Below are 23,604 nucleotides of genomic sequence, written 5' to 3'. Positions count from 1 at the left end.
TGGGTCCCTCCTCGACCGAATTCCCCCTGAAGGGGGAACGGTATCGCCGCGGCCGCGGCCGGGGTGCGCGGGTGTCGGTGGCGCGGGCTATCGTGGCCAGCCGTGGAGTCAGACACCGAACGCAGGCTCCAGCTCTACGCCTACCTGCAGCCCCGCGAGCACCACCGCACGTACATGGCGATCATGCGGCTGTTCACCTCCACCCTGCTGGCCGACCTGTCGGCGGGCGAGGTGTCCGCGGGCCTGGCGGCGGCCGAGCGCGACGGGCGCGTCGACATCGGCGAGTCGCACATCGACGTGGTGATCCCGCGGCTGCGCCAGCTCGTCGAGTGGGGCAACCTGGTGCACGGCCGCCGCGAGACGATCGCGGCGAGCATCGCGGAGTTCCAGCAGGGCAGCATGCGCTACCAGGTCGGCAAGCTGGCCGTGCGCGTGCAGCGCGATGTGGACGAGCTGCTGCGGGTGCCCGAGGGCGCGCGGGAAGTCTCCCGCGAGCTGCTGCCCGCGATCGAGCGCGGCCTCGGCGAGCTGGGCGAGGCGCTGGCCACGGCGTCCGCGCGCGACCAGCAGGCCCCCGGCTCGGTCTCCGCCCGACGCGGGCGCGAGCAGCTCGCCGAGCGGGTCACCACGCTGTTCCTGCAGCACGCGGAGCTGGCGGCCACGGTCCGCGACTTCTACGCCTACCTCGGCCAGGTGCTCACCCGCCACCACCTCGCGCCCGAGGAGATCGCGGGCTTCCGCAACCTGCTGGTGGAGTACATCCAGCTCGTCGTGGAGGACGTGCTGCGGCACACCCCGACGATCGCGGCGACGTTGTCCGCGCTGCGCGGCGCGCGGGGCGAGCTGCTGCGGCTGCTGCGCCCGGCCGAGCAGCTCGGCGCGGCCGTCGAGCGCACCCGGGGCCGGGGCGAGGCCGACTGGCAGGAGCTGACCGACTGGTTCGCCGATCGGCCGGGCAACCCGAGCCAGGTCACCGCCCTGCGCGACGCCACGACGCGGGCTATCGGCGCTCTCCTGGCCACGGTCCGCCGGGCCACCACCGGCGGCGGCCTGCTACCGAGCAGGCGCGCCGAGCTGGTCAAGCTCGCGGGCTGGTTCGACGCCGCGGACCCCGAGCACGCGCACGCGCTCTACGCGGCCGCGTTCGGCCTGTACTCCGCGCGCAACTTGTTGCCCGCGCCGGAACACGACGGCGACGACGAGCACACGCCGTGGCCGGACGGCCCGGCTGTCGAGGTGTCGGTGAGCGTGCGCGGCCGGGGCGACCGGGGCGCGCGCGGCCGCACGTCGCGGATCATGGACGACCCGATCACCGAGCAGGGACTGTTGGCGCAGGCGCGCGAGGCCGACGAGGAACGCGAGGCGGCGTCAGCCGAGCTGGCGGCGGCGGACCTGGCCGACGCGACGCTGTCCGGTGCGGCGCTGGGCGCGCTCTGCGAGCTGCTGACGCTGGCCATGGCGCAGCGCGAGGACGCGGCCGCCCCTGGCGCGGCGACCGACCAGGTGCGTGGCCTGACGCTGACGCTCACCCCGGAACCCGGTCACACCACCCGAATCCGCAGCGCGGCGGGCACGCTGACGTTGTGCGACACCGTGTTGGGCATCAGCCGCGAGCGCACGGAGGTGCGCGGTGGCCGTTAGGACCCAGCGCCCGGACGTGCTCGGCGGCCTGTCCGACATCGACGCGGCGAACGTGGCCCGGTGCGCGAAAGTGTTGCTGCGCCACCCTTTGCTGCGCCCCGGCGGCCCGGACGGCGACCTGCTGCCGCTGGTCTACCGGCACCGGGTGGCACTGCAGGAGATGTTCGCCGCGCTGCTCGGCTACCGGCTGGTGGTGCAGCGGCGGTTCGCCCGGCTCTACAAGGCGGGCCCCGGCGACGACGCCACGCGCGGCGAGCCCGCGCTGTCGCCGCGCGCATACGCGTATGTCTGCCTGACGATGGCCGCGCTGACCGGCGTCGGCAAGCAGGTGCTGCTGTCGCGGCTGGTCGCCGACATCCGCGCCACGGCGTCCGAAGTGGACATCACGGCGGCCGACGACATCGGCGACCGGCGCGCCCTCACCGCGGCCCTGCGGCACCTCATCGGCCTCGGCGTGATCACCGAGACCGACGGCACGGTCGCCGGGCTGATCGGCGAGTCGCCTGCCGAGGCGCTGATCACCATCCACACCGACCTGTTGGGCCAGCTCCTGGCCGGTCCGCTCGGCGAGGCCGAGACCGCGGGCGAGCTGATCACGCTGGCCGCGTCGCCGGGGCAGCTCGGCACGGAGCACGCGGTGCGCAGGCGGCTGGTGGAGAACCCGGTGACGCTGTACGCCGACCTGCCGCCCGCCGAGGCCGACTGGCTGCTGCGCGGGCAGCGCCGCGAATCCGTGCTGCTGGAGCGCTGTTTCGGGCTGATCACCGAGACCCGCGCGGAGGGTGTCGCGGTGACCGACCCGGAGGAATACCTGACCGACGTGGTGTTCCCGTCCACCGGCACGGTCGCGCGGATCACGCTGCTGGCGCTGCCGGAACTGCTCGGCGAGTCCGAAGAGTCCGAAGAGGACACTCGGCGGCCGGACGGGCGGGTGCCGGTGTCGCCTGCCGCGCTGCGCGAAGTGTGCGCGCGGCTGGTCGAGGACTACCCGGCGGCGTGGTCGCGGCAGGCCACCGAGGATCTGGACGCGCTGGTGGCGGCCGTGGCCGAGCTGCTGGTGAAGCTGACGCTGGCGCGGCCGGACGGCGACGGCTGGCTGATCAGCCCGGCCGCGCACCGCTGGCTGCCGCGGCCGGACGACACCCCGGCCAAGGCCGCCGGGCCGGTGCCCGAGGCGCCGGAGCCGGGCTGGTCGCTGTTCGACGAGGAAGGGCAATCGTGACCGAGCAGGAGGCGGTGTTCGGCCGCTGGCGGCTGCACCGCGGCGGGATCGTCAACATCTGGCAGTACCGCGAGCAGACCTTCGACTTCTCCGGCGGGCGGGCGATCTTCCAGGGCACCAACGGTTCCGGCAAGTCCCGCACACTGGAGCTGCTGCTGCCGCTGTGCCTCGACGGCGACCTGCGCTACCTGGGGTCCAAGGGCGCGGGCACGGTGTCGATCCGCAGGCTCATGCTCGACGACTACGACGGCGGCCCCAACCGCATCGGCTACGCCTGGATCGAGCTGCACAGGTCCACTATGGACGGTATGGAGGAATACCTGACCTGCGGTATCGGCGTGAAGGCGTCGGCGACCTCGCAGGCGATCAGCGACTCGTGGCGGTTTGTCACCCCGGCGCGGGTCGGCACGCACTTCCAGCTCGCCTCGGCCGACCGGGTGCCGCTCGGCCCGGCCGCGCTGCGCGACGCGCTCGGCGCGGACCGGGTCTACGACGAGGCCGCGTTCCGCGCGAAGGTGGCCGAGACGGTCTACGGCGTGCCGGGCGGGCGCTACGGCGATCTGCTGCACCTGCAGCGCACGCTGCGCAACCCGGACATCGGCCTCAAGGTCCAAGATGGACAGTTGGAGCAGATCCTCTGCGACGCGCTGCCGCCGCTGGACATCGGTGTGGTGGAGCAGTTGGCGACCTCGTTCGAGGACCTGGAGTCCATCCGGGAGAACATCGACAGGCTCAGCGCGGCCGACGAGGCGATGGGCGCGTTCCTGTCCGGCTATTCGGGCTATGCACTCGGCGCGCTGCACGCGGCGGGCGGGCGCGCGGACGCGGCGAGCCGCACGCTGGACAGCGCGCGCGCCGAACTCCGCAAGCTGGAAGGGAAACTGACCGCCGACGGCGCCCGGCACACCGACGCCGAGGCCCAGGTGCGCCACCTGGAGGAGCGCGACGCCGAGTTGGAGACCAGCATCGACTCGCTCAAATCGCTGCCCGCCTACCAGGGGATGCGCGACTTGCAGGACCGGGAGAAGCTGGTCGAGCGCACCCGGGAGGCGGCGAGTTCCGCCCTCGACAACGCAGCCACCCAGCGCAACCACGCCGACCGCGCGGTGGAGACAGTGCTGACCGTCCTGCGCAGGCTGGGGGACGACATCTCCGACGCCACCGAGCAGGCGAAGTCCACAATGGACAGCTTGACCGCCGCGGGTCTCGACCCGGCGCTCTGCCCGAGCCTGCCCGCGGCCCCGAAACCGGTGCCGCGCACCGAGTCCGACCGCGTGCGGGCCAAGCCCGACCCGGAGGCCGAGCCGCTGGAGATCCAGCGCCGCACGCCGCCGGAGCTGGCGCCCGACGAACTCGACGCCGCGCTGTCCGCCGCCGCCGCGCGGGTCGCCGATGTCGGTTCCGTAGTCGCCCAGCGGGCCGCGCTGGCAATGGCGCTGCACGAGCGGTCGGCCCGGCTCGACCGCGACCGGCAAGACCTGGACACCGTGCAGGTCAAGGCGCGCGAGGCGCAGATCGAGGCAACGGAGGCGGCGGGTCGGCGCAACGAGGCTAGGCAGCGGTTCGGCGTGGCCGTCGAGACGTGGTGCGAGCACACCGTTTCGTGGACGGGCGCGGGCCCGTTCGCCGAGGTGCACGCGCCGCGTCCGCCGCAGCCGCCGACGCCCGCCGAGGTGCGGGCGGGCGCGGACGCGACCCGGACCGCGCGGACAGCGGCGCGGCAGTGGGCCACCCCGCACCTGTCGGCGCTGCGCCAGCAGGTGGTGGCCGCGCGCCAGGTCGTGGACGACCTGGTCGAGCGGATCACCGACGCGCAGGCCCGGCTGATCGAGCTGCGCAAGGGCGTCGACGCCACTCCCCCGCCGCCCGCGTACGCCTCGGCCGAGCGCGATCCCGCCGCGGGCGCGCCGTTCTACCGGCTGGTGGACTTCGCCGACGGGCTCGGCGGCGCCGACCGCGCGGGCCTGGAGGCGGCGTTGCAGGCCAGTGGGCTGCTCACCGCGTGGGTCACGGCGAACGGCATGGCCGACCCGGACCTGGCCGACGTACTGACCATTGTGGACAGTGCGGCGGCGCCGAACCCGCTGTCGGCGGCGCTGGTTCCCGCGGTGGAACCGGAAAGCCCGGTGTCGGCAGACACCGTGGCGGCGTTGCTTCGCGCGGTGTCCTACAGCGCGGAGCACGCCGGGCTCGCGGTGTGGCCGTCCGGCCGGTGGCGCGCGGGCGTGCTCGGCGGCGCACTGTCCAAATCGGACGCCGAGTTCGTCGGCGCCGGGGCCCGGGACGCGGCGCGCAAGCGAGCGATCGGCGAGCTGGCGGCAGCGTTGGAGCGGATGCATGAAGACTTGTCCGCGGCCGAGACGGAGCTGCGCGCGCGGGCGCGGACCGTGGACGGCTGGGACCGGCACCTCGACTCGTTCCCCGACGACCGTGCGGTGATCGGCGCGCGGGTCACCGCCGCCGAGGCCGAGCGGATCGCGACGGAGAGCACCGCGAAGGCCGACCGGCGGCGCGCGGAACACGTCGCCGCCGACGGTCGCATCCGGGCGATGGAGACCGAGCTGTCCCAGGACGCGGGCGCCGCGGACCTGCCGCCGGACACCGAGGCGCTGCGCCAGGCCCACCGCGCCGCCACGCAGGCCCGCGGCTCGGCGGAGAGCCTGCGCGACGCGCTGGGCAAGCGGTGCGTCGGCACGGTGCGCGATCTGGTCGAGGCGCTGCACGACCACAACGCGGCCGTGGACGACCGCACGACGGCCGAACAGGTCGCCGACGAGAAGTGCCGCGCGTTTCACCGCGAGGCGGCGGCGCTGTCCGAGCTGACCGGCGCGATCGGCGGCGCGGCCGAGGAAGTAGCCCGCCAGCTCACCGACCTGGAGCGGCAGCGCCTGGCGGCGCGCCAAGAACTGCCCGAGGCGCGGAAAGCGGCGGGCGAGCTGTCGAACCGGGTCGTGCGGACGCAGACCCTGCTCGACACGCGCGGCGCGGAGATCGACGGCAAGCGCGCGGGCGCCGAGTCGGCCGCGCGGGCGTTCGCCGACGCGCTGGCCGCGCCCGGCGTGTGGCCCGCGGCGGTGGACGACGACCGGCCCGCCGAGGACGCCGACGCCTACGCACTGCTGGAAACCGCTGTGGCGCAAGCGAAGCGGCTGCCGACCGAGGAAAACGCGCTCACCAGGCTGCAAGCGCTGCAAAGCTCGCTCGCTGGCACGCACAACGTGCTGCCCGAGCGGCACGCGGGCATCCTCACCGTGGTGGTGTCGGCCGAGGAGGGCCCGGCCCCGGTCGCCGTGGCGGCGCGGCGGGTCGCCACCCGGCTCGCCGAGCGGCGCGGCTTCCTGACCGAGCGGTACCAGGGGATCTTCGCGCTGCACCTGGTGCGCGAGCTGGCCGAGCGGCTCTCGGGGCAGATCTCGGTGGCGGAGGATCTGACGCGGCGGATGAACGAGGTGCTGGACACCGCGCGGTCCAGCCAGGGCGTGCACGTGCAGTTGGAGTGGCAGCCCGCGGCCTGGCTCGACGAGTCCACTGTGGAGGCTCTGCGGCTGCTGCGGATGCCCTTCGCGCAGCGCACCCCGGAGCAGGACGCGCGGCTGCAGCAGGTGTTCACCGAGCGGATCGAGGCCGAGCGCGACTCGGCGTCCGGCGGCTACACCGAGATCCTGGCCCGGGCGCTGGACTACCGGTCGTGGTTCGCGTTCACCGTGCGCGTGCGCGACACCGGCCCGGACGGCAAACCCCGCTCGCGGCGGCTGCGCCAACTCTCCTCCGGTGAGACGCGGCTCATCTCGTATGTGACACTTTTCGCTGCCGCGGCGGCGTTCTACGGCGCCATCTCGGCCGGATTGGCCGCCACCTCGCAGATGTCGCCGCTGCGGCTGGTGCTGCTGGACGAGGCGTTCGAGCGCCTCGACGACCCGACCATCGCGCGCATGCTCGGCCTGCTGGTCGACCTGGACATGGACTGGATCATCACCTGGCCCAGCGGCTGGGGGGTGTCCGACCGCATCCCGCGCATGCACATCTACGACGTGCTGCGGCCGAAGTCCGGCCACGGCGTGGCGTGCACGCACACCACCTGGGACGGCGCCGGACTGGAGCGCGACGACCCGTGACCGAGGACCTGCGCCGTGAGTTCGGGCGCCCCGAGTACGAGGTGCTGTGGCGGCAGGCGCGCAAGGCGGTGGCGCGCGGGCAGGTGAAGCTGGGTTACAAGGCGCCCGACGCCCGCGCGGCCGAAGCGGTGTCGACGCTGCTCGGCGCGTTCGGCGACCCGCCCGCGCGGGCGGCGCTGACCGCGGGCGTGGGCACGACGATCCTGGTGGCCGACCTGGACGCCCGGCTGCGCGCCAGTACGTTCCACTGTGGACTGACGGATGTCTTGGCTGCCGTGCAGGGCGAACCGGCGGAGTTCAGTCCGGTGCACCGCTCCGTCGAGGCGGAGCGCCGCGACTGGACCGACGAGATTCTGGGGCGGGCACTGGATTCGGCCGGACTGTCGGCGCGGGCGTGGGCGCCGTACTGGATCGACCACGTGCGCCGCTACGCGAAGATCGCGCCGGAATCCCTTGCGGAGCCCGCGAATCGCGCGGCGATGATCCTGGCGCGGATCAACTTGGACCCCGAGACCGTCCCCGCCGAGTGGACGACCCGCGCCGCCCTGTCCGCCCGACACGGCGGCGGTGCGTACGACCTCGACCGGGGCCGGAAACTGGCCGGGCTGGTGCTGCGCGCCGCCGCCCTGGCCCACGGCGTCGACTTCCCCCGGACGGCGGCCGACGAACGGACGCTGTGGGAGCGCTGCGCTGTGGCGCCGGACGGCGTGTCGACGCCGGTGCTGTGCTGGGCGATGCCTTGGGCGGGAACGGATTCCTGGGCCCGCGCCCTGCACGAGCGGACGGCCGACGGGCTGCCCTCGCACGTGACGTTGCGCGATCTGGGGGCCGCACCGGCGGCCCTGGTGGCGCCGGGCACGGTTGTCGCCGTGTGCGAGAACCCGCGCGTGGTCGAGGCGGTCATCGACTCCGGCATCCGCCACCCGCTCGTGTGCGTGTCAGGTCATCTGAGCACCGTCGCGCGCCAACTGCTGTCGCGCCTGGCCTCGTCCGGTGCCGTCATCCGGTATCACGGCGACTTCGACCGCGCGGGCTTGTTGATCACCAGCCAGGTCCTGCCGCTGACTGGCGGCGCGCCGTGGCGCATGGGCGCGGCCGACTACCGCGAGGCCCTGGAACTCGCCCGCCGCGAGGGCGTCGACCTGCCGCCGCTGGGCGCCGAACCGGGCCCGACCCCTTGGGACACCGAGCTTGCGTCGGCGTTGCGGGCCGGGTGGGCAGTACCGGAGGAGGTCGTCATCGACCTGCTCCTCGCCGACCTCCGCTGACAGCCGCGCCGGATCAGCGTTCGGCTGTGTCGGGGTTGGCCCAGCCCGCGAGCATCTGGCGGGCGATCGACGTGGGACCGGGCAGCCGCAGGCCCTCGATCTCACCGCCCGCGTCGAGGGCGGCGCGGACCTCGGCGCGCGAGACCCAGTGGGCGTGTTCGATCTCGCCCTCGGCCGGGGTGAGCGGGGCCGCGGGGTCGGCGACGGCGGCGAAGCCGATCATGATGGAGCGCGGGAACGGCCACGGCTGACTACCCAGATACCGGATAGCGGATACCGTGACGCCGACCTCCTCGGCGATCTCCCGCTCGACGCACGCCTCCAGGGACTCGCCGGCCTCGACGAACCCCGCGAGGACCGAGTAACGCTCCGCGGGCCAGATGGGCTGGCGGGCGAGCAGGACGTGGTCGCCGTTGACGCCGACACCGTCGTGCACGAGGCAGATGACGGCCGGGTCGGTGCGGGGGTACTCCTCGCGGCCGCACCCGGTGCAGTGGGTGGCCCAGCCCGCGGCGGCGCGGGCGACCGGGGAACCGCACTTGGCGCAGAACTTGGCGCGCGCGTGCCAGTTGACCAGGGCGACCGCGGTGGTGAACAGACCGGCGGCCGTGTCGTCCAGCAAGGCGCCGATACCGCGCAGGTCGTGCCACTCCTCGCCCGCCGCGGAGACGGCGCCGGGCCACAGCCCCCACGCGTTGGGCGGCGGGGCGATGGTGTCGCGCAACGGTTCCGTGGCGCCCAGCGCCCAGTAGGCGATGCCGTCGTCCTCGCCCAAGAGCATGGCCTCGGGCGGGCGCTCCGGGCTGATGGCGGCGCCGGGGCGCAGGGCGAGGGTGGTCGCGCCGTCGCGGACGGGGGTGCGGCCGAGTCGGTCGACCAGGACGACCTGGCCGCTCGACCAGAGTTCGACGAGGCGGGCGTCGTCCTTGCGGACCGGTTCGTCGCGTTCCACGGTGGAGCGGGACAGGGCCGGGAGGACGGCGAGCTGGAACGGCTCTTCGCGGACGTCGGTCGTCATGACGGGATCACCTGGCTTCGCGAACGCGGTCGGGTCACGGGAGCCGGACGCCGCCGAGGGCCTGCAGGGTGGCGAGGTTCTCCACGTCGCCGACGATGACGCCGGTGAACCGGGCCGGGGCGAAGAACTCCAGGGCGGCCGCGGCCACCTCGTCAACCGTGACCGCTTTGAGCCGCTCGGGATGCCCCACCAGCCAGTCGACGCCGAGGCCGAGGACGGCGAGGGCGGCGAGCTGGGAGGCGAGCCCGCCCTGCGACGAGGTCGCGGTGAGCAGCGAGCCGATGGCGTACTGCCGGACGGTCTCCACCTCGGACTCGGTGGGCGGGTTGACGGCCAGCCTGCCGAGTTCGTAGCGGATCTCCAGCAGCGCGCCCGCGGTGGCGGCGCTGGCGGTGTCGGTGTCGACCAGCAGGGTCGCGCCGCTCGGGGTGAACTCCGGGTAGGAGCGGGCGTGGTAGGTGTAGCCCTTGTCCTCGCGGATGTTCTCCACCAGGCGGGAGGAGAAGAACCCGCCGAAGGCGAGATTGGCCAACTGCACCGCCGGGTAGCGCGCGTCGGTGCGGACGACTCCCTTGGCGGACAGCCGAAGCTGGGACTGGACGGCGCCGGGCCGGTTCACCAGCAGCAGGTCGCCGGGGGGGACCTCGGGCAGCGGCGGCAACACCGACGCCGAGCCCGCCGACTGCCAGCCGCCGAGCGCCGCCGCGACGTCCGCGACGGCACGCTCTGGTTCGAGGTCGCCGACCAGCACCAGGACCGAGCCGCGCGGCAGGAGCGCGGCGGCGTGCAGGGCGCGCACGTGGTCGGCCTCGACCACGGCGACGTCGGCGGCCTCGGGCATCTCGCGGGTGAACGGGTGGTCGCCGTAGCGGTGCTTCTGCAGGGCGTCTCGGGCGATGATGCTCGGCTGCGAACGGGCGACGGTGATCCGCTCGATCAGCCTGCCGCGCTCGCCCTCGACCTCGTCGTCGCGGTGGACCGCGCCGGTGAGCGCGTCGGCGAGCACGTTGAGCAGCGTGTCGAAACCGCCGGCCAGGACGTTGCCGCCGATCGAGAGCAGCTCCGGGTCGACCGCGGCGGCCAGTTCGCCGCCCGCGAGGGCCAACTCGGTGTCGACGGTGACACGGTCGCGCCGCGCGGTGCCGGTGAGGATGGTGGCGGCCAGCACCTCGGCGCGGGCGGCGTGCGCCGGATCGTCGCCCGCGAACGGGATGCGCAGCCGCAACTCGACCATCGGCACCGTCGGCTGGCGCACGACGACGACGCGCAGGCCGTTGGGCAGCACAGTGTCCACTGCGGACAGATTGGTGGCCGCGCGCTGCTCGCCCAGGGGTGGCAGCGGGCGCGGGCCGCGCACGGTGCGCCCGATCTCCTCGGCGGTGCGGCTCACGGATTTCCTCCTGCGAAGACGGTGGCGGGGCTGGCGGGGCCGGTCTGTCCACTGAGGACACCGGGGCCAGGGCTGGTCGGCTCTCGCCTGCTCCCGACGAGGCGAGCCGGGCGGTCGGGCGCGTGCGTCACTCGCCTGCTCCCGCCGGGGTGATGGTGAGCACGGCGCGCGCGTCGGGCCGCAACGCCTTGGCGGCTGCAGAGACCGCGTCCGGGGTGACCGCGGAGATCCGCTCGGGCAGTTCGTAGACCAGCGCCGGGTTGCCGTAGAGCAGCTCGAACGCGCCGAGCGCGAGGGTGCGGCTGACCAGCCGGTCGTGTTCCTTGTGCAGGCTCGCCAGCCAGCGGGCGGTGACCCTGGCCAGTTCCTCGGCCGCGGGCGGGGTGCTGGCGAGCTTCTCCAGCTCCTCGTCGACGGTGGCCAGGACCTGGTCGACGGAGACGTCCGGGGAGTAGATCGCGGTGATGGTGAAGGTGTCCGGGTCGCGGGCCTCGAACGGGCCGAACAGCCCGCAGCCCGCGTTCACGTCGGTGACGAGCTGGTCGCCGTAGACCAGGCGCTGCTGCAGGCGGGAGCCGTCGCCGTCGGCGAGCACGCCCGCGAGGACGAGGGTGGCGATGTAGCCGTCGATCTCCTCGATCGGGTCGGGGATGCGGTAGCCGATGGCGACCGCGGGCAGCGGGGCCAGCCGGTCGGGCCGGTCGGCGCGCAGCTCGGCGGCGGGCGGCGGCTCGGCGAACGACGGGCGCGGCGGGCGTGGGCGCGCGGGCACGTCGCCGAAGTGCTTCTCGATCAGCTCGCGCGCGGCCTCGACGGTGAAGTCGCCCGCGACCGTGAGCACGGCGTTGGCCGGGGCGTAGTAGGTGTCGAAGAACGCCGCGCAGTCGGCGATGGTCGCGTTTTCGAGGTCTTCGAAGCCGCCATAGCCGTTGTGCGCGTTGGGAAAGGTCTCGTAGAGCACCGGCGGCAGCAGGATCCAGGGGAAGCCGCCGTACGGGCGGTTGAGCACGTTGAGCCGGATCTCCTCCTTCACCACGTCGATCTGGTTGCGGAGGTTCTCCTCGGTGAGCTTCGGCGCGCGCATCCGGTCGGCTTCGAGGAACAGGGCGCGTTCCAGCGCGGCGGACGGCAGCAGCTCGAAGTAGTCGGTGTAGTCCGGGTGCGTGGAGCCGTTGAAGGTGCCCCCGGAGGACTGCACGTGCCGGAAGTGGGCGAGCTTCTCCAGGCTCTCGCTGCCCTGGAACATCAGGTGTTCGAAGAGATGCGCGAAGCCGGTCCGGCCCTCGGGCTCGGACCGGAAACCCACGTCGTAGTGCACGCACACGCCGACGACCGGGGAGGTCTGGTCGGGGGCGAGCACGACGCGCAGGCCGTTGGACAGGGTGTACCTGTTCAGCTCGGAAACCGTCACCAGGCGAGCGTACGGGAGGGCGGCGACGGCGTGGGACGCGGAACGTTCGCTTGTGGATGACTCATCCCGGCCACTGGAATCCGACGGCCACCTTCACCCGAAGGTGGCCGTCGGACCGGCTCAGTCGGTGCTGGTCTTGCGGCGGCGGGCGGCGATCACCAGGAAGCCGCCGAGCCCGAGGGCGGCGAGGCCGAGCGCGACCATGCCGCCGACCGCCGCGCCGGTGACCGGCAGGCTGTCGTCGGTGGACGGGCCCGCGCTGCCCTGCGGAGCGGGCGTCGTGGTGACGGGCGGGGTGGTGGCCGGCGGGGTTGTCGGGACGCAGGCGACCGTGAACTGCTCGACAGTCTCCAGACCGCTGCCGGTGAGCCGAGCGGTGTAGGTGCCGTCCTCGAACTTGCCGGTGTGCCGCGTCCACTGGTACGGGCCGTCGCCCGCGAACTCCACGGTCTCGTCGTAACGGGCGGAGCCGTCGACGCCGAACTCGCGGGTGGCCGGGTACGGGCCGACAGCGAAGAAGCGGGCCGTCACGATCGACTTGCCGTCGACGCAGCGCACAGCGATCTGCAGGCCGTCCTCGTCGATCTCGACGTCGGCGCAGTGGTCGACGGCGACGCCGGTCACGGTCTCGGTGCCGTCGGAGCCGAGGACGGTCACGGGGTAGTCGCCCGCCGGGAAGCCGCCGAGGTCGACGCTGCCGTTGCCGCCGCCCGCCACGTTCACAGTCTTGTTGGCCTTGCCTGCCTTGACCGTGTAGTCGACAGCCGCGCGGTTCGGGTTCGCGATCTCCACCCACACCACGGCGGGCGTGGTCACGTCGTCCTTGTCGTCGCACTGGGCGTAGGTGCCCAGCCCGGGGGCGTTCTCCGCCGCGCACTTGACCGCGAACTCGCGGACCAGCGGCTCGGCGAGACCGTCGCCGGTGAGGACGGCCTGGTAGCCGCCGTCGTCGAAGAGGTTCTCGTGGATGCGCAGGAACAGGCCCGGCGCCAGCTCGATGCTCTCGTACGCGGGGGAACCGTGGATCTCCAGCGCGAAGGTGCGCACCTCGTCGCTGCCCGGGTTGGCCACGACGAAGGTGACCAGGCCCCAGCCTGCCTTGCACTGGACCTCGATGTCCAACTCGCCCTTGCCCGGGTCGAGGTCGGCGCACGGCTTCACCACGACCGGCACGCCGTCGGCCGCCGAGTCGGCGCCCTCGATCTCGACGGTGTACTCGCCGACCGGAACCGGGCTGAACACGGTCCGGTGCACGGCGTGGTCCTCGTCGAACTCGGTCTCCCTGGCGGGCAGGTCGGAGCCCTTGAGGATGACCTTGTACGGCTCCAGGCGGTCCTCGATGATCACCTCGACGCCAGACTTGCCGCCGTCGCACACGGCGATCGCGCTGGTGATCGTCGGCTGGGGAACCTCGACCGGGTCGGCAGGCTCGGGCTGCGCCACGACCGAAGACTCGGCGGGCTGCTCCTGAGCGGCGGCGGGCAGCGAGGTGGCGGCCATGGTGAGGCCGACAGCGGCCGCCAACACGACACGGGTCACTGTGGTGAGCAACGAGCCTCCCCAGAACACCATTCGAGTGAATGGTTGACGGTGAAAGTGGGCGAACGGTACCCCGTGTATCGATAGGTCCGCCAGGCGCCCCCCGAATGAGGTTTTCGCTGCTCAAACGGGGTAACGCGATCAAGATCACTAGCGATATTCCGTGTCCGCAGGTGATCGGATACGCGCTAGCGCAGGCCCATCGACCGAACACCGGCGAACTGCCTGGCCGCGTCCGCGTCGGTGCCCACGTACTCCGTCGCCGACGCGGTGCCTGCCGCCGAGGTCGCGCCGAACGCGCCGGGAATGCGCCCGGCCGCCGCCCGCACCGACTCGGCGGCAGGCCCGTAGTTCGGCCGGAACGCCGCCGCGAGCCTGCCGCCGCCGATCGCACCCTCACCCGCGCTGATCACTCCTTGGTGGCTCTGCCACTCGACGCCGAAGCGCTCCCCCGCGGCGGACAGCAGCCGCATGGCGTCCCCCAGTTCCGCGGGCGCCATCGACACGCCACCGACGTCACTCATGTCGGGTCCCCGTTCATCTGTCGGTCCAGTTGGTGCAGGAAGGGGTCGAACACCACGTCAGTGCTGTCCACCCGCGCGGTGCTGGGCAGAAACGGGCGGCAGTGCTCGAACGCTTGGCGCCGGGCCGATTCGACAGCCTCGGCGAGGGTGTCCTTGATGGTCGAGGCCAGCGCCGCGGAGTCGGTGCCGCGGTAGATCCGCGGGTCCAGCGCCAGCGTCAGCAACTCGCCCCGGCCGCTCACCGTCACGCTGACCAGGCCATCATCCGAATAGGCGATGGCCGACGCCTCATCGAGCTTCCGCCGCGTCTCGCGCACGTCCCGCGCGAGCTGCGCGTAGTCGTCGTAGAGCCCGCCGCTCATCAGGTCCCCCATCCCGCGTCAGCGCGGCGCCGATCGGGTGTGGCCGTTCTGTCCGAGGCCGGGAAACGCGTCGCTGATCACCGGTGAGGTTTCCTTCCACGGCGACATCTCCTTGCTGCCCAGGAGCCGGGTGCCGCTGTCGCGGTACTGGATGAACTCGCCGTCCGGGTAGTCGTCGCCTCGGTTGCTCACGTGGATGCCGTCCGGTTCCAACTCGATCAACAGTCGCCCGTTGGCCTCGCCGACCGGAACCGGAACGCCGCTGTTGAGCACGTTGTATTCGACGTTCAGCCGGTCGGGACCGGCCTCGTGCACGATGAAGTTGTTGGGCGAACCGCCCGGGTCGGTGTTGATCGGATGGGCACCGATCGGGTGGTCCTCAAACGCCCTGGTGCTCGGCAGGACAGTGAGGCTGACCTCCCCGGTACGGGTGTCCCAGGCGACCGAGAACCGGTGACCGGCATTCGGATCGGTGCTGGGGCCGCGACCATCCCCGTGCAGGAGGCCGAACGCCGCTCCCTCGTCGGCGATGAAGAAGCGGCTGACGATGATCCCGTCCCCGCCCCCGGGGACGATGGCGCCGGTCTGCAGAATCATGCGCTGCGCGCCGGGCGGGGGCTGGCCGAAGAACACGTCTCGGGCCGCCGCCAGGTCCGCCGCGCCTGGCTCGCCTTGCGCATAGGCGGCGGGGTGCGCCGACGAGTAGCCCGCCACTTCGGCCACTTGCTGGTCGATCACGCCGTTCAGGTGTCCGGCGACGGCGGTGACAAACAGTTGCGAGGCGCTCCCCGGCAGTACGAGCGCGAGTTGGTACAGATGCTCGTTGAGCGCCATCGTGTCGGCGATCGCCGACTTCGTGGCCAGGACGGCTCCGGCGAAGTGCCGAGTCTGCCCGGCCAACCTGCCGAACTCGTCCTTGACGCGGGTGGTCTGCGTCGGCGTGCTCAAGGCAGTGGCCAGCGTGCTGCCCGCCGAGTCCAGCCAGGACGTGGCAGTGGCCGTGGCCGACGCCTTGGCGCTGTCGAGCGCCGATTGCGCGCTGCCCGCGGCCGCGTCCCATGCGCCCGCGACAGCGGTGAGCTGGTCCTCGTCGCTGTCCGGCCAGCCGCCGATCATGGGCTTGACCTGGCTCCAGAGCTGACCCGACGGCTCAGCGACGACCATTACCCACTCCCCAGCCGATCCGATTGTCAGCAGAGTGCACGTCCGCACAGGCGGAACGGTCGGCGATGGCCTGTTCAGGTCACCGCGTCGTGCGAAGGCTGTCGAAGACTCCGTCGAGGGCGTCGAGCAATGCCTGGAAGCGCGCGGCGAACCGGGCCTGGTCGTAGGTCTCGTCCTGGGTGCCATACCAGTACAGCCCCGGCGTGCCGTCCGCGGCGGCGTCGAGCCCGGCGTACCTGGCCAACCACTGCTCGGTCTCGCCCAGCGCGACGGCGTAGGGCAGCGACCTGGAGAACACCAGCTCGCGGTCGGCGGCAGGCACCGCGTCGGGACGCGCCCCGCGCAAGTAGCCCAGGACGCCCCGGACCTGCTGCACCAGCACGCTGCCGCGCCTGGTCCGCGCGGGCAAGAGCCGCGCCCCCAGCGCCAGCGCGATGCCGCCGATCACCAGCGCGACGCCGAGCAGCGCGTGCGCCGCGGTCAACGCCAGCGCCGCCGTGACCCCCGCGCCCAGCACGGCCAGCACGACGCCGACGACGACCAGACGGCCGGGCCCGCGGGCGAGCCAGCCGTGCGCGACAGCGTCGGTGTAGACCGCCGCGCGGACAGCGGAGACGTCCGGCGGCGTGGCGCGCAGCGTGGACACGGTGACCGACTCGGCGCCTTCGGGCAGCAGCGCGCGGTAGACGGCGCGCTCATAGGCCGTCAGCGCGTCGTCGGCAGGGTTGCGGCGGACAAGCTGCCAGTCGTCGCCGGTGACCTCGGCGATCCACAGGTAGTTGCGGACGGCTAGGTCGACCACGGTCGCGCTCAGGTCGCGCGCGTCTACCCGCTCGTCGACGACGGTGCCCGCCTGGCCGGGCAGCACCCCGTCCGGCGAGGCGAAGGCCACCCGGTCCCCGTCGCCGACCAGTACGTCGACCGGGCCGACCTCGGTAACCAGGGCCTTGGTGTCACGGCCGCGGGCCAACCACAGCGCGGCGAACCCGCCGAGCAGCAGCAGGGTGAGCAGGCCCAGGCCCGCACCGCTGAGCGGGGTGAGCGCGAACGGACCCGCCACGCCCGCGGACCGCTCGAACCGCGCGTTGACCGGGACGGTGCCCGGCGGCAGGTCGGCGGCGAGGTCGACCCGAGCCCCGGAGTCCAAATCGGACTGGATGACGCGCAGCACGCCGCCGGAGTCGGTGAGCGCGGACTGGCAGCGCCGCTCGGTGCCCGCGGGGCCCGCCAGACAGACGAAATCGCGGCCCTGCTTGGGAGTCAGCAGCGAGGCGCGCAGGAAGACCAGCTTGGTGTCCCACCCGCTCGCCACCTGCCAACGGAACTGCAGGTGGTCGCCGAAGTCGGCGATCGCACCGTCCACTGTGTACTTGACGGTGGTCGCGCCCTCGCCGAGCCGGATGGTGAACGTGTCGCCGCTGACCTCGGCGGTGCCGTTGCCCTCGACGGTCGCGTCCCGGACGGTGAACACACGGTCGCCGACGCGCAGCGGCGCCGTGCGGGTCATCGACCCCCGGGCCTGCACGATGACCTGCTCGACCACCGTCAGGCTGCCGTCGCGCTCCACTTTGAGCTGGATGTTCACACTGCGCGGGAGCACCGGCCTGCCGACGCCCGGCGGTCGCGACGGCCTGCCCTCGGTCGCCGTCGGCGGGATCGGGTCGATGGTGGGCGGCGTCCTCGTGCCGACCGGGCCGGGCTTGGGCACCGGGAATCCGATACTCGGCGCGTCCGACGGCGGCGCCGGGAACGACGGCTGAGCAGCGGTGAAGGTGACTCCGGCCGCCAACACCGTGGCGGCCACCCCCCATTTGGTGAACACGCCGGCGAACGATAGCCGAGCGCCAATATGCTCACCGGCGGTCCGCCGAAAACGGTCGGGCCCGGGGATCTCGACACCGGGGGAACGATGACTCAGCCGCCAGTGGGGCCGTGGCGTCCACACGGGCCGTATCCGCCGCCGAGGCCGGTGGCGCCGCCGCCGCGGGTCCAGCCGCTGCCGCCCGCCCCGGGCTACCCCCCGCGTCAGCAGACCGCGCCCTACCCGTACGGCCCGCCCCAGTACGGGCCGCCGCAGTGGGTTCAGCCGTATCCGCCGATGCCCCGCAAGTCCAACGCCGGGCCGATCACGGCGATCATGGTCGTCGCGCTGCTGCTGGTCGGCGCGGGTGTGTTCGGCACGATGCAGCTCACCAGGAAGAAGCCGAACGCGGGCGACGTCGGCTACTCGTACCCGACCACGAGCTACGCGCCGTACTCGACTTCCGAGCGCCCGACACGACGACGCGCACGACCACGACCACGACCACGACAGCCCGCACCACCCGGTCGACCCCGACGACCACGACCCGCACCACGCCCGCGGGCCCGCGGCCGGTGTTCGCGCTGGCCGACAACCCGGTGCACAGCCCGAACAACGGCGTCAGCGTGGTCACCTGCACGCTGCCCGCGTGGCGCACCGACCCGCGGAGCGCGGCGAACTTCTTCACCGCCGCGCTGCCGTGCATGGAGCAGGCGTGGGCGCCGGTCATGGCCCGGGCGAACCTGCCCTACCGCACCCCCGGCCTGCAGTTCCCGACCGGGAACCAGTGGGAGAGCCCGTGCGGCTCGGCGAACGGGGCGACCTGGTCGGCGTTCTACTGCTCCCGCAACAACACCATCTACATGCCGTTCGAGGGCCTGCAGACCACCCTCTACGGCAACCAGTCCGGCGTCTACCTCGGCGTGCTGTCGCACGAGTTCGGACACCACATCCAGGCGCTGTCAGGCATCTCCGACACCTACTGGGACGCCCGGTACGAGGCGGGCGACCAGACCGCGGCCGGGCTGGAGCTGTCACGACGCTCGGAGCTGCAGGCGCAGTGCTTCGGCGGCATGTGGTTCGCGGGCGGCCAGCAAGGCGGCGGCTCGGTCAACGACAAGGTCATCCGCGAGGTACTCGCCGACGGCTACACCCGCGGCGACTGGAAGCAGGGCGCGCCCGCGGACCACGGATCGCCCCAGCACTACGGCGCGTGGCAGGAGCACGGGTTCACCAACAACCGCACCGCGCCGTGCAACACGTGGGCGGCCCGCCCGCAGGACGTGGCCTGACGTCAGGCCGCCCGACGCCACAGGTCGACGAATCCGGCGCCCGCGATGCCCGCGAAGACCAGCAGGACCAGCCCCATCGGCCGAGCGTCGGTGGCCGCGCCCGTCGTCGCCCGCGCGAGGTGGACCACCGGGTCGTCGTCGCGCACCGCGATCTCGACCGACTCGCCGGACTGGTGTCCACAGGCATCCAGCGGCGCGCGACGCTCGGCGCCGTCGCGGCTGTAGGTGACTTCCTCGGTGGCCCCCGGCGGGGTGCACGGGACGCCGGTGACGACGGTGGCCGTCGTCCGCGCATGGGTCAGCGGTGCGCTCGACCACAGCCCGAGCGCACCGGTCAGCGCGATGAGAACGGCCACGAACACGGCGAACACCGCCACACCAGCCACCTTGGCGGCGGGCCCCTGGAATCCCGGCGGCACACGCACTCTCGGATCGTCGCAGACCGCGCAAGGGGTCAGTCGTCGGCGGGCGTGACCTTGCGGATGTAGAGCAGGCGGTCGCCGACCTCGATCGCGTCGGCCCCGGAAGAGTCGACCCGGTACAGCTTCCCGCCGCGGACCAGACCCAGGACGATGTCGGACAGGTGCCGCGGCGAGCCGCCGACCTCGCTCGGCTCGACCTCGCGCTCGGCGATGGCCAGCCCCTCGTCCGGGGTGATCAGGTCCTCGACCATGTCGACCAGGGTCGGCGTGTGCGTGGCCATGCCGAGCAGCCTGCCCGCCGTCTCGCTGGACACGACGACCTGGTTGGCGCCGGACTGGCGCAGCAGATGAACGTTCTCGGTCTCGCGCACGGCGGCCACGATCTGCGCCTTGGGCGCCAGCTCACGCGCGGTGAGTGTGATCAACACCGCCGAGTCGTCCCGGCTCGCCGCGACGACGACCGACCGCGCCCGCGGCACCCCGGCGACCCGCAGCACGTCCGACCGGGTGCCCGAGCCGTGCACGGTGACCAACCCGAGCAGCGACGCGGCGTCGAGCATCGCCTGGTCGGTGTCGACCACCACGATCCGGCTGGGTTCGACGCCGTCGGACAGCACCGCGCTCACCGCCGAGCGACCTTTGGTGCCGTAGCCGACGACCACCACGTGGTCCCGCACCTTCGACCTCCAGCGTTGGATCTTGAAAACCTGGCGTGAGCGTTCGGTCAGCACCGCGAGCGTGGTGCCGACCAGGACGATGAGGAACAGGATGCGCAGCGGGGTGATCACCAGGATGTTGATCAGCCGCGCGGAGTCGCTGACCGGCGTGATGTCGCCGTAGCCGGTGGTGGAGAGCGACACCGTGGCGTAGTAGACGGCGTCGAGCAGGGAGATGCCGTCGTCGTTGAGGTCGCGATAGCCGTCGCGGTCGAAGTAGACCAGGGACACGGCCACGGACAGCGCGAGCAGCGCCCAGAGGATGCGCCGGATGATGGAGGTGACCGGGCTGACCCGGCTCTCCGGCATTCGGATGATGCCGGACAGGTCGGTGTCGGCGCGGACCGGCCGCGGCCTGCTCATCCTGTGCTTCCCAGCGATATCCGATCCACGGCGGAAGGTTAGCCCCCTGCCCGTGCCCTCAGGCGTCGGGGACGGTTCTGAGCAGGGCGCGGATTCCATCGGCGTCGAGCAGGTCGGCGGGGCGCAGGGTGGCGTCCTGGCGGACGTAGTGGAACGCGGCACGCACCCTGGTCACGTCCACATCGGACAGACCGGCCCAGGCCAGCCGGTAGGCGGCCAACTGGACGGTGAGCGCGGGCAGCCGCTCGTCGTCGGGCAGCCGCCCGGTTTTCCAGTCGACCACGGTCCAGCCGCCGCCGGGTTCGGCGAACACGGCGTCCATGCGGCCGCGGATGACGATGCCGTCGATCTCGGTGGAGAACGGCACCTCCACCTCGTGCGGCACCTTGTCGGCCCAGTCACTGCGCAGGAACGCCTCGCGCAGGGCGTCGAGTTCCTCGTCGGGGGCGGCGTCGTCGTCGGCGGCGCCGGGGAGTTCGTCCAGGTCGAGCAGGGCGCGGGAGCCGAAGCGGCGCTCCAGCCAGGCGTGGAACGCGGTGCCGCGCCGGGCGACCGGGTTCGGCGGGTACGGCAGCGGCCTGCGCAGCCGCCGGGCCAGCGCCGCCGGGTCGGCGGCCAACTCGACCAACTGGCTCACCGAGAGCTGGTCGGGCAGCGTCACCTGCTCGCGGCGGCCCGCGAACGCGGCGCGCTCGGCGAGCAGCACGTCGGTGTCGCGGACCCAGCCATCGGGGTCGTCGGGGTCGTCGCCCGCTTCCTCGCCGTCGCGCAGTGCGGTCAGCTCGGCGCGGACCAGCGCGGCGCCGATCGCCACGTCGGGGCGTCGGTCGCGCAGCGGGTCGGCGGGCCAGCTGGCCGACTTCACGGCTGTGGCCAGCGGGTTGTCCGCGCCGTCGACGGGCTCGGGCTCCCACAGGTCGAGCACGTCGGGCGGCCACCCGCGCTCGGTGATGTGCTCGGCGAGGTCGGTCAGGAACTCCGACGGGCCGCGCGGCTTCGTGCCGGTGCGGCCCCACCAGTGGCCGGAGACCAGCAGCACGCGCTCGGACCGGGTGAGCGCGACGTAGCAGAGCCTGCGTTCCTCGACGAGGCCGCGCTCGGCGAAGTCCTCGTTGTGCGCCTTGAGCGCCAGCTCGACGTCCTTGCGGTTCTCGGCGCTCTCCAGGGCCAGTTTGGGTAGGTCCTGGGCGTCGCCGCGCAGGTCGGCAGGCAGCTCGGTGACCGCGCGCAGCCAGCTCCCGCCGCGCCGCGAGCTGGGGAAGACCTCCTTGACCAGGTGCGGCACGGCGACGACCTCCCATTCGAGGCCCTTCGCCGAGTGCACGGTGAGGATCTGCACCCGGTCCTCCGCGACCTCGACCTCGCCGGGCTCCAGGCCGTCCTCGGCCTGCTCGGCGGTGGCCAGGTAGTCGAGCAGCGCAGGCAGGCTCGCGGACGGGCTGGCCCGGGCGTAATCGGCGACGACGTCGGCGAACGCGTCGAGGTGCGCCCGGCCCGCGCCGCCCCGGCGGGCGGTGGCCTCGATGTCGAGCTGCATGGTCCGCTCGACGTCGGCGACGAGTTCCGGCAGCGGCTGGTCCAGCCTGCGGCGGAGCATGGTCAGCTCGGCGCCGAGCGCGCGGATGCGGTGGTATCCGAGTTCGGAGTACGCCTGCGCGGGGCCGGGATCGTCGATCGCGTCGACGAGCCCGGCCTGTTCGGCGCCCTCGCCGGGCAGGACGTCGAGCGGGCCCGCGTCGGCGGGCTTGGTGGCGTAGGCGCCCGCGAGTTCCCCGGCGCGGCGCCAGAGCGCGGCGAGGTCGGCGGCACCGACGCGCCAACGGGAGCCGGTGAGCAGCCGGGCGGCGGCGGTGCCCGCGAGCGGGTCGATGAGCACGCGCAGCGCGCTGACCAGGTCGCGCACCTCGGGTTCGTCCAGCAGCCCGCCGAGGCCGACCACCTCGACCGGCAGACCGCGCTCGCGCAGGGCGGTAGCCAGGTCGGCCATGTCGGCCCGGCGCCGGACGAGCACGGCGGCCGTCGGCGGCTGCTCCCGTTCCTCGATGGTGGCGTACCAGCGGTCGGCGACCTGGTTCGCCACCCACTGCACCTCGGTGTCCACATCGGACAGCAGGGCGAACCGGATGTCACCCGGCGGCGCGTCGTCGCGGGCGCGCAGCTCGTCCACCTCGATGCCCTGGGCGCGCAGCGGGGCGCAGATGGCGTTGGCGAGATCGAGCACCTCGGGCGGGTTGCGGAAGCTGGTGAGCAGCCCGTAGCGCGCGGCGGGAAGTAGTTTTCCGTTGTCGCGCTGGGGAAAGTCGGTGGTGAACCGGGGCAGGTTGGCCGCGCTGGCGCCGCGCCAGCCGTAGATGGCCTGCGCCGGGTCGCCGACGGCGGTGACCGTCATCGGCTTGGCGTTCGGGTGTTCCAGCGAACTGCCGAACAGCGATCGGAGCAGCACGCGCTGGGAGTGCCCGGTGTCCTGGTACTCGTCGAGCAGCACTGCGCCGAACCGCTCGCGCTCGCCCCGCACGACCTCGACGTGCCCGGCCGCGAGCCGGGCGGCCAGCGACATCTGGTCGCCGAAGTCGACCGCCCCCGTCCGCCGCTTGCGGTCGGCGTAGGCCGCCACGAGCGGCAGCAGAGCTACCCGAAACCGTTGGGTGACAAGGACTTTCTGCAAGTCCTGGGACATGTCCGCCCGCTGTCGGGGCGCCCGGGGGGCGGCTTCGACCAGCCCGCACATGATCTCCGCGTGCCGCGCGAGGACCGCGTCATCGACCATGTGCTCGGACAGTTCGCCCGCGAGGGCGAGCAGGTAGCGGGTGATGGTGGCGGGCACGAGGTCGGTGTCGAGATCCTGGCTCCAGGTGGCCACGACCCGGTGGGCGAGCTGCCAGGACGCGGTCTCGGTGAGCAGCCGCGCCCCCGGCTCCACCGGCAACCGCAACCCGTGCTCGGCGACGAGCCTGCCCGCGTACGCGTGGTAGGTCAGGATCGTCGGCTCCCCGGCGAACACGGCGGCACGGCGCTCGCCGGTGGGGTCGAGCTTGTCGAGCAGCCTCGACCCGGCGAGCCTGCGCAGCCGGGAGCGGACGCGTTCGGCGAGCTGGCGGGCGGCCTTGCGGGTGAAGGTCAGGCCGAGCACGCGCTCGGGCGTGACCAACCCGTTGGCCACCAACCACACCACGCGGCCCGCCATCGTCTCGGTCTTGCCCGCCCCCGCCCCCGCGACGACCAGCGCGGGCTCCGGTGGCGCGGCGATGACGTCGGCCTGCTCGGCGGTGGGCGCGGGCAGGCCGAGTTCGTAGGCCAGCTCGCGCGGGTTGACCAGGGCGAGACCGGGCAGGGGCAGACTCATGACCGATCCCACC

General features: G+C 73.1%; 16 protein-coding genes. 5 read left to right on the top strand and 11 right to left on the bottom strand.

Going from position 1 to position 23,604, the window contains the following annotated elements; all coding sequences use genetic code 11:
- Positions 1 to 102 precede the first annotated feature (102 nt).
- The 4 genes from ACT4N7_RS03810 to ACT4N7_RS03795 are packed head-to-tail and all read left to right on the top strand — an operon-like array spanning position 103 to position 8,246.
- Entirely contained in the window at positions 103 to 1,641 is a 1,539-nt protein-coding gene (locus ACT4N7_RS03810) for a DUF2397 domain-containing protein (protein WP_444827155.1), read from the top strand.
- Positions 1,631 to 2,863: a TIGR02678 family protein gene (locus tag ACT4N7_RS03805; RefSeq protein ID WP_444827154.1), complete on the top strand. Its 1,233-nt coding sequence runs from the start codon at positions 1,631 to 1,633 to the stop codon at positions 2,861 to 2,863. The genes ACT4N7_RS03810 and ACT4N7_RS03805 overlap by 11 nt, the downstream gene beginning before the upstream one ends.
- Positions 2,860 to 6,978, top strand: coding sequence for a TIGR02680 family protein (locus ACT4N7_RS03800; RefSeq protein WP_444827153.1), 4,119 nt, complete (start codon positions 2,860 to 2,862; stop codon positions 6,976 to 6,978). Before ACT4N7_RS03805 ends, ACT4N7_RS03800 begins: the two co-directional genes overlap by 4 nt.
- Positions 6,975 to 8,246, top strand: a complete 1,272-nt coding sequence (locus ACT4N7_RS03795) for a DUF2399 domain-containing protein (RefSeq protein WP_444827152.1) — start codon at positions 6,975 to 6,977, stop codon at positions 8,244 to 8,246. Before ACT4N7_RS03800 ends, ACT4N7_RS03795 begins: the two co-directional genes overlap by 4 nt.
- Positions 8,247 to 8,259: 13 nt before the next feature.
- On the opposite strand, the gene nudC is transcribed toward ACT4N7_RS03795, so the two are convergent.
- The 8 genes from nudC to ACT4N7_RS03755 form a co-directional block, all read right to left on the bottom strand.
- A complete protein-coding gene (nudC, locus tag ACT4N7_RS03790) occupies positions 8,260 to 9,264 on the bottom strand; it encodes an NAD(+) diphosphatase (protein ID WP_444827151.1) in 1,005 nt (334 codons plus the stop codon).
- A 34-nt stretch (positions 9,265 to 9,298) separates the two neighbouring features.
- Positions 9,299 to 10,654: a M16 family metallopeptidase gene (locus ACT4N7_RS03785; protein WP_444827150.1), complete on the bottom strand. Its 1,356-nt coding sequence runs from the start codon at positions 10,652 to 10,654 to the stop codon at positions 9,299 to 9,301.
- A gap of 127 nt (positions 10,655 to 10,781) precedes the next feature.
- Complete coding sequence (locus ACT4N7_RS03780) at positions 10,782 to 12,065, bottom strand: M16 family metallopeptidase (RefSeq protein ID WP_444827149.1); 1,284 nt, start codon at positions 12,063 to 12,065, stop codon at positions 10,782 to 10,784.
- 120 nt (positions 12,066 to 12,185) lie between these two features.
- Positions 12,186 to 13,616, bottom strand: a complete 1,431-nt coding sequence (locus ACT4N7_RS03775) for a hypothetical protein (RefSeq protein ID WP_444827148.1) — start codon at positions 13,614 to 13,616, stop codon at positions 12,186 to 12,188.
- A gap of 176 nt (positions 13,617 to 13,792) precedes the next feature.
- Positions 13,793 to 14,128, bottom strand: coding sequence for a hypothetical protein (locus ACT4N7_RS03770; protein WP_444827147.1), 336 nt, complete (start codon positions 14,126 to 14,128; stop codon positions 13,793 to 13,795).
- Complete coding sequence (locus ACT4N7_RS03765) at positions 14,125 to 14,490, bottom strand: YbaB/EbfC family nucleoid-associated protein (protein WP_444827146.1); 366 nt, start codon at positions 14,488 to 14,490, stop codon at positions 14,125 to 14,127. The genes ACT4N7_RS03770 and ACT4N7_RS03765 overlap by 4 nt, the downstream gene beginning before the upstream one ends.
- 18 nt (positions 14,491 to 14,508) lie before the next feature.
- On the bottom strand, positions 14,509 to 15,606 hold the full coding sequence (locus ACT4N7_RS03760) for a WXG100-like domain-containing protein (RefSeq protein ID WP_444827184.1): 1,098 nt from the start codon (positions 15,604 to 15,606) through the stop codon (positions 14,509 to 14,511).
- A gap of 127 nt (positions 15,607 to 15,733) precedes the next feature.
- The gene (locus tag ACT4N7_RS03755; protein WP_444827145.1) at positions 15,734 to 17,476 is read right to left on the bottom strand and encodes a DUF2207 family protein; all 1,743 of its coding nucleotides are present in this window, start codon (positions 17,474 to 17,476) and stop codon (positions 15,734 to 15,736) included.
- A 554-nt stretch (positions 17,477 to 18,030) separates the two neighbouring features.
- Between ACT4N7_RS03755 and ACT4N7_RS03750 the strand changes: the two genes are divergently transcribed.
- The gene (locus ACT4N7_RS03750) at positions 18,031 to 18,747 is read left to right on the top strand and encodes a neutral zinc metallopeptidase (protein ID WP_444827144.1); all 717 of its coding nucleotides are present in this window, start codon (positions 18,031 to 18,033) and stop codon (positions 18,745 to 18,747) included.
- Between the two features lie 2 nt (positions 18,748 to 18,749).
- Here the strand turns inward: ACT4N7_RS03750 and ACT4N7_RS03745 are convergent, their stop codons facing one another.
- From ACT4N7_RS03745 to ACT4N7_RS03735, 3 genes are read right to left on the bottom strand one after another with little or no spacing between them, the layout of a single operon-like run.
- Entirely contained in the window at positions 18,750 to 19,172 is a 423-nt protein-coding gene (locus ACT4N7_RS03745; RefSeq protein ID WP_444827143.1) for a hypothetical protein, read from the bottom strand.
- Positions 19,173 to 19,201: 29 nt separating this feature from the next.
- Entirely contained in the window at positions 19,202 to 20,248 is a 1,047-nt protein-coding gene (locus ACT4N7_RS03740; RefSeq protein WP_444827142.1) for a potassium channel family protein, read from the bottom strand.
- A 58-nt stretch (positions 20,249 to 20,306) separates the two neighbouring features.
- Positions 20,307 to 23,591: an ATP-dependent helicase gene (locus ACT4N7_RS03735; RefSeq protein ID WP_444827141.1), complete on the bottom strand. Its 3,285-nt coding sequence runs from the start codon at positions 23,589 to 23,591 to the stop codon at positions 20,307 to 20,309.
- Positions 23,592 to 23,604 lie beyond the last annotated feature (13 nt).

It is taken from the genome of Actinokineospora sp. (assembly GCF_052390155.1).
Classification (GTDB): Bacteria; Actinomycetota; Actinomycetes; order Mycobacteriales; family Pseudonocardiaceae; genus Actinokineospora.
Note: the sequence above shows the minus strand (reverse complement) of the source record. Positions and strands in the feature narration are given on the sequence as shown.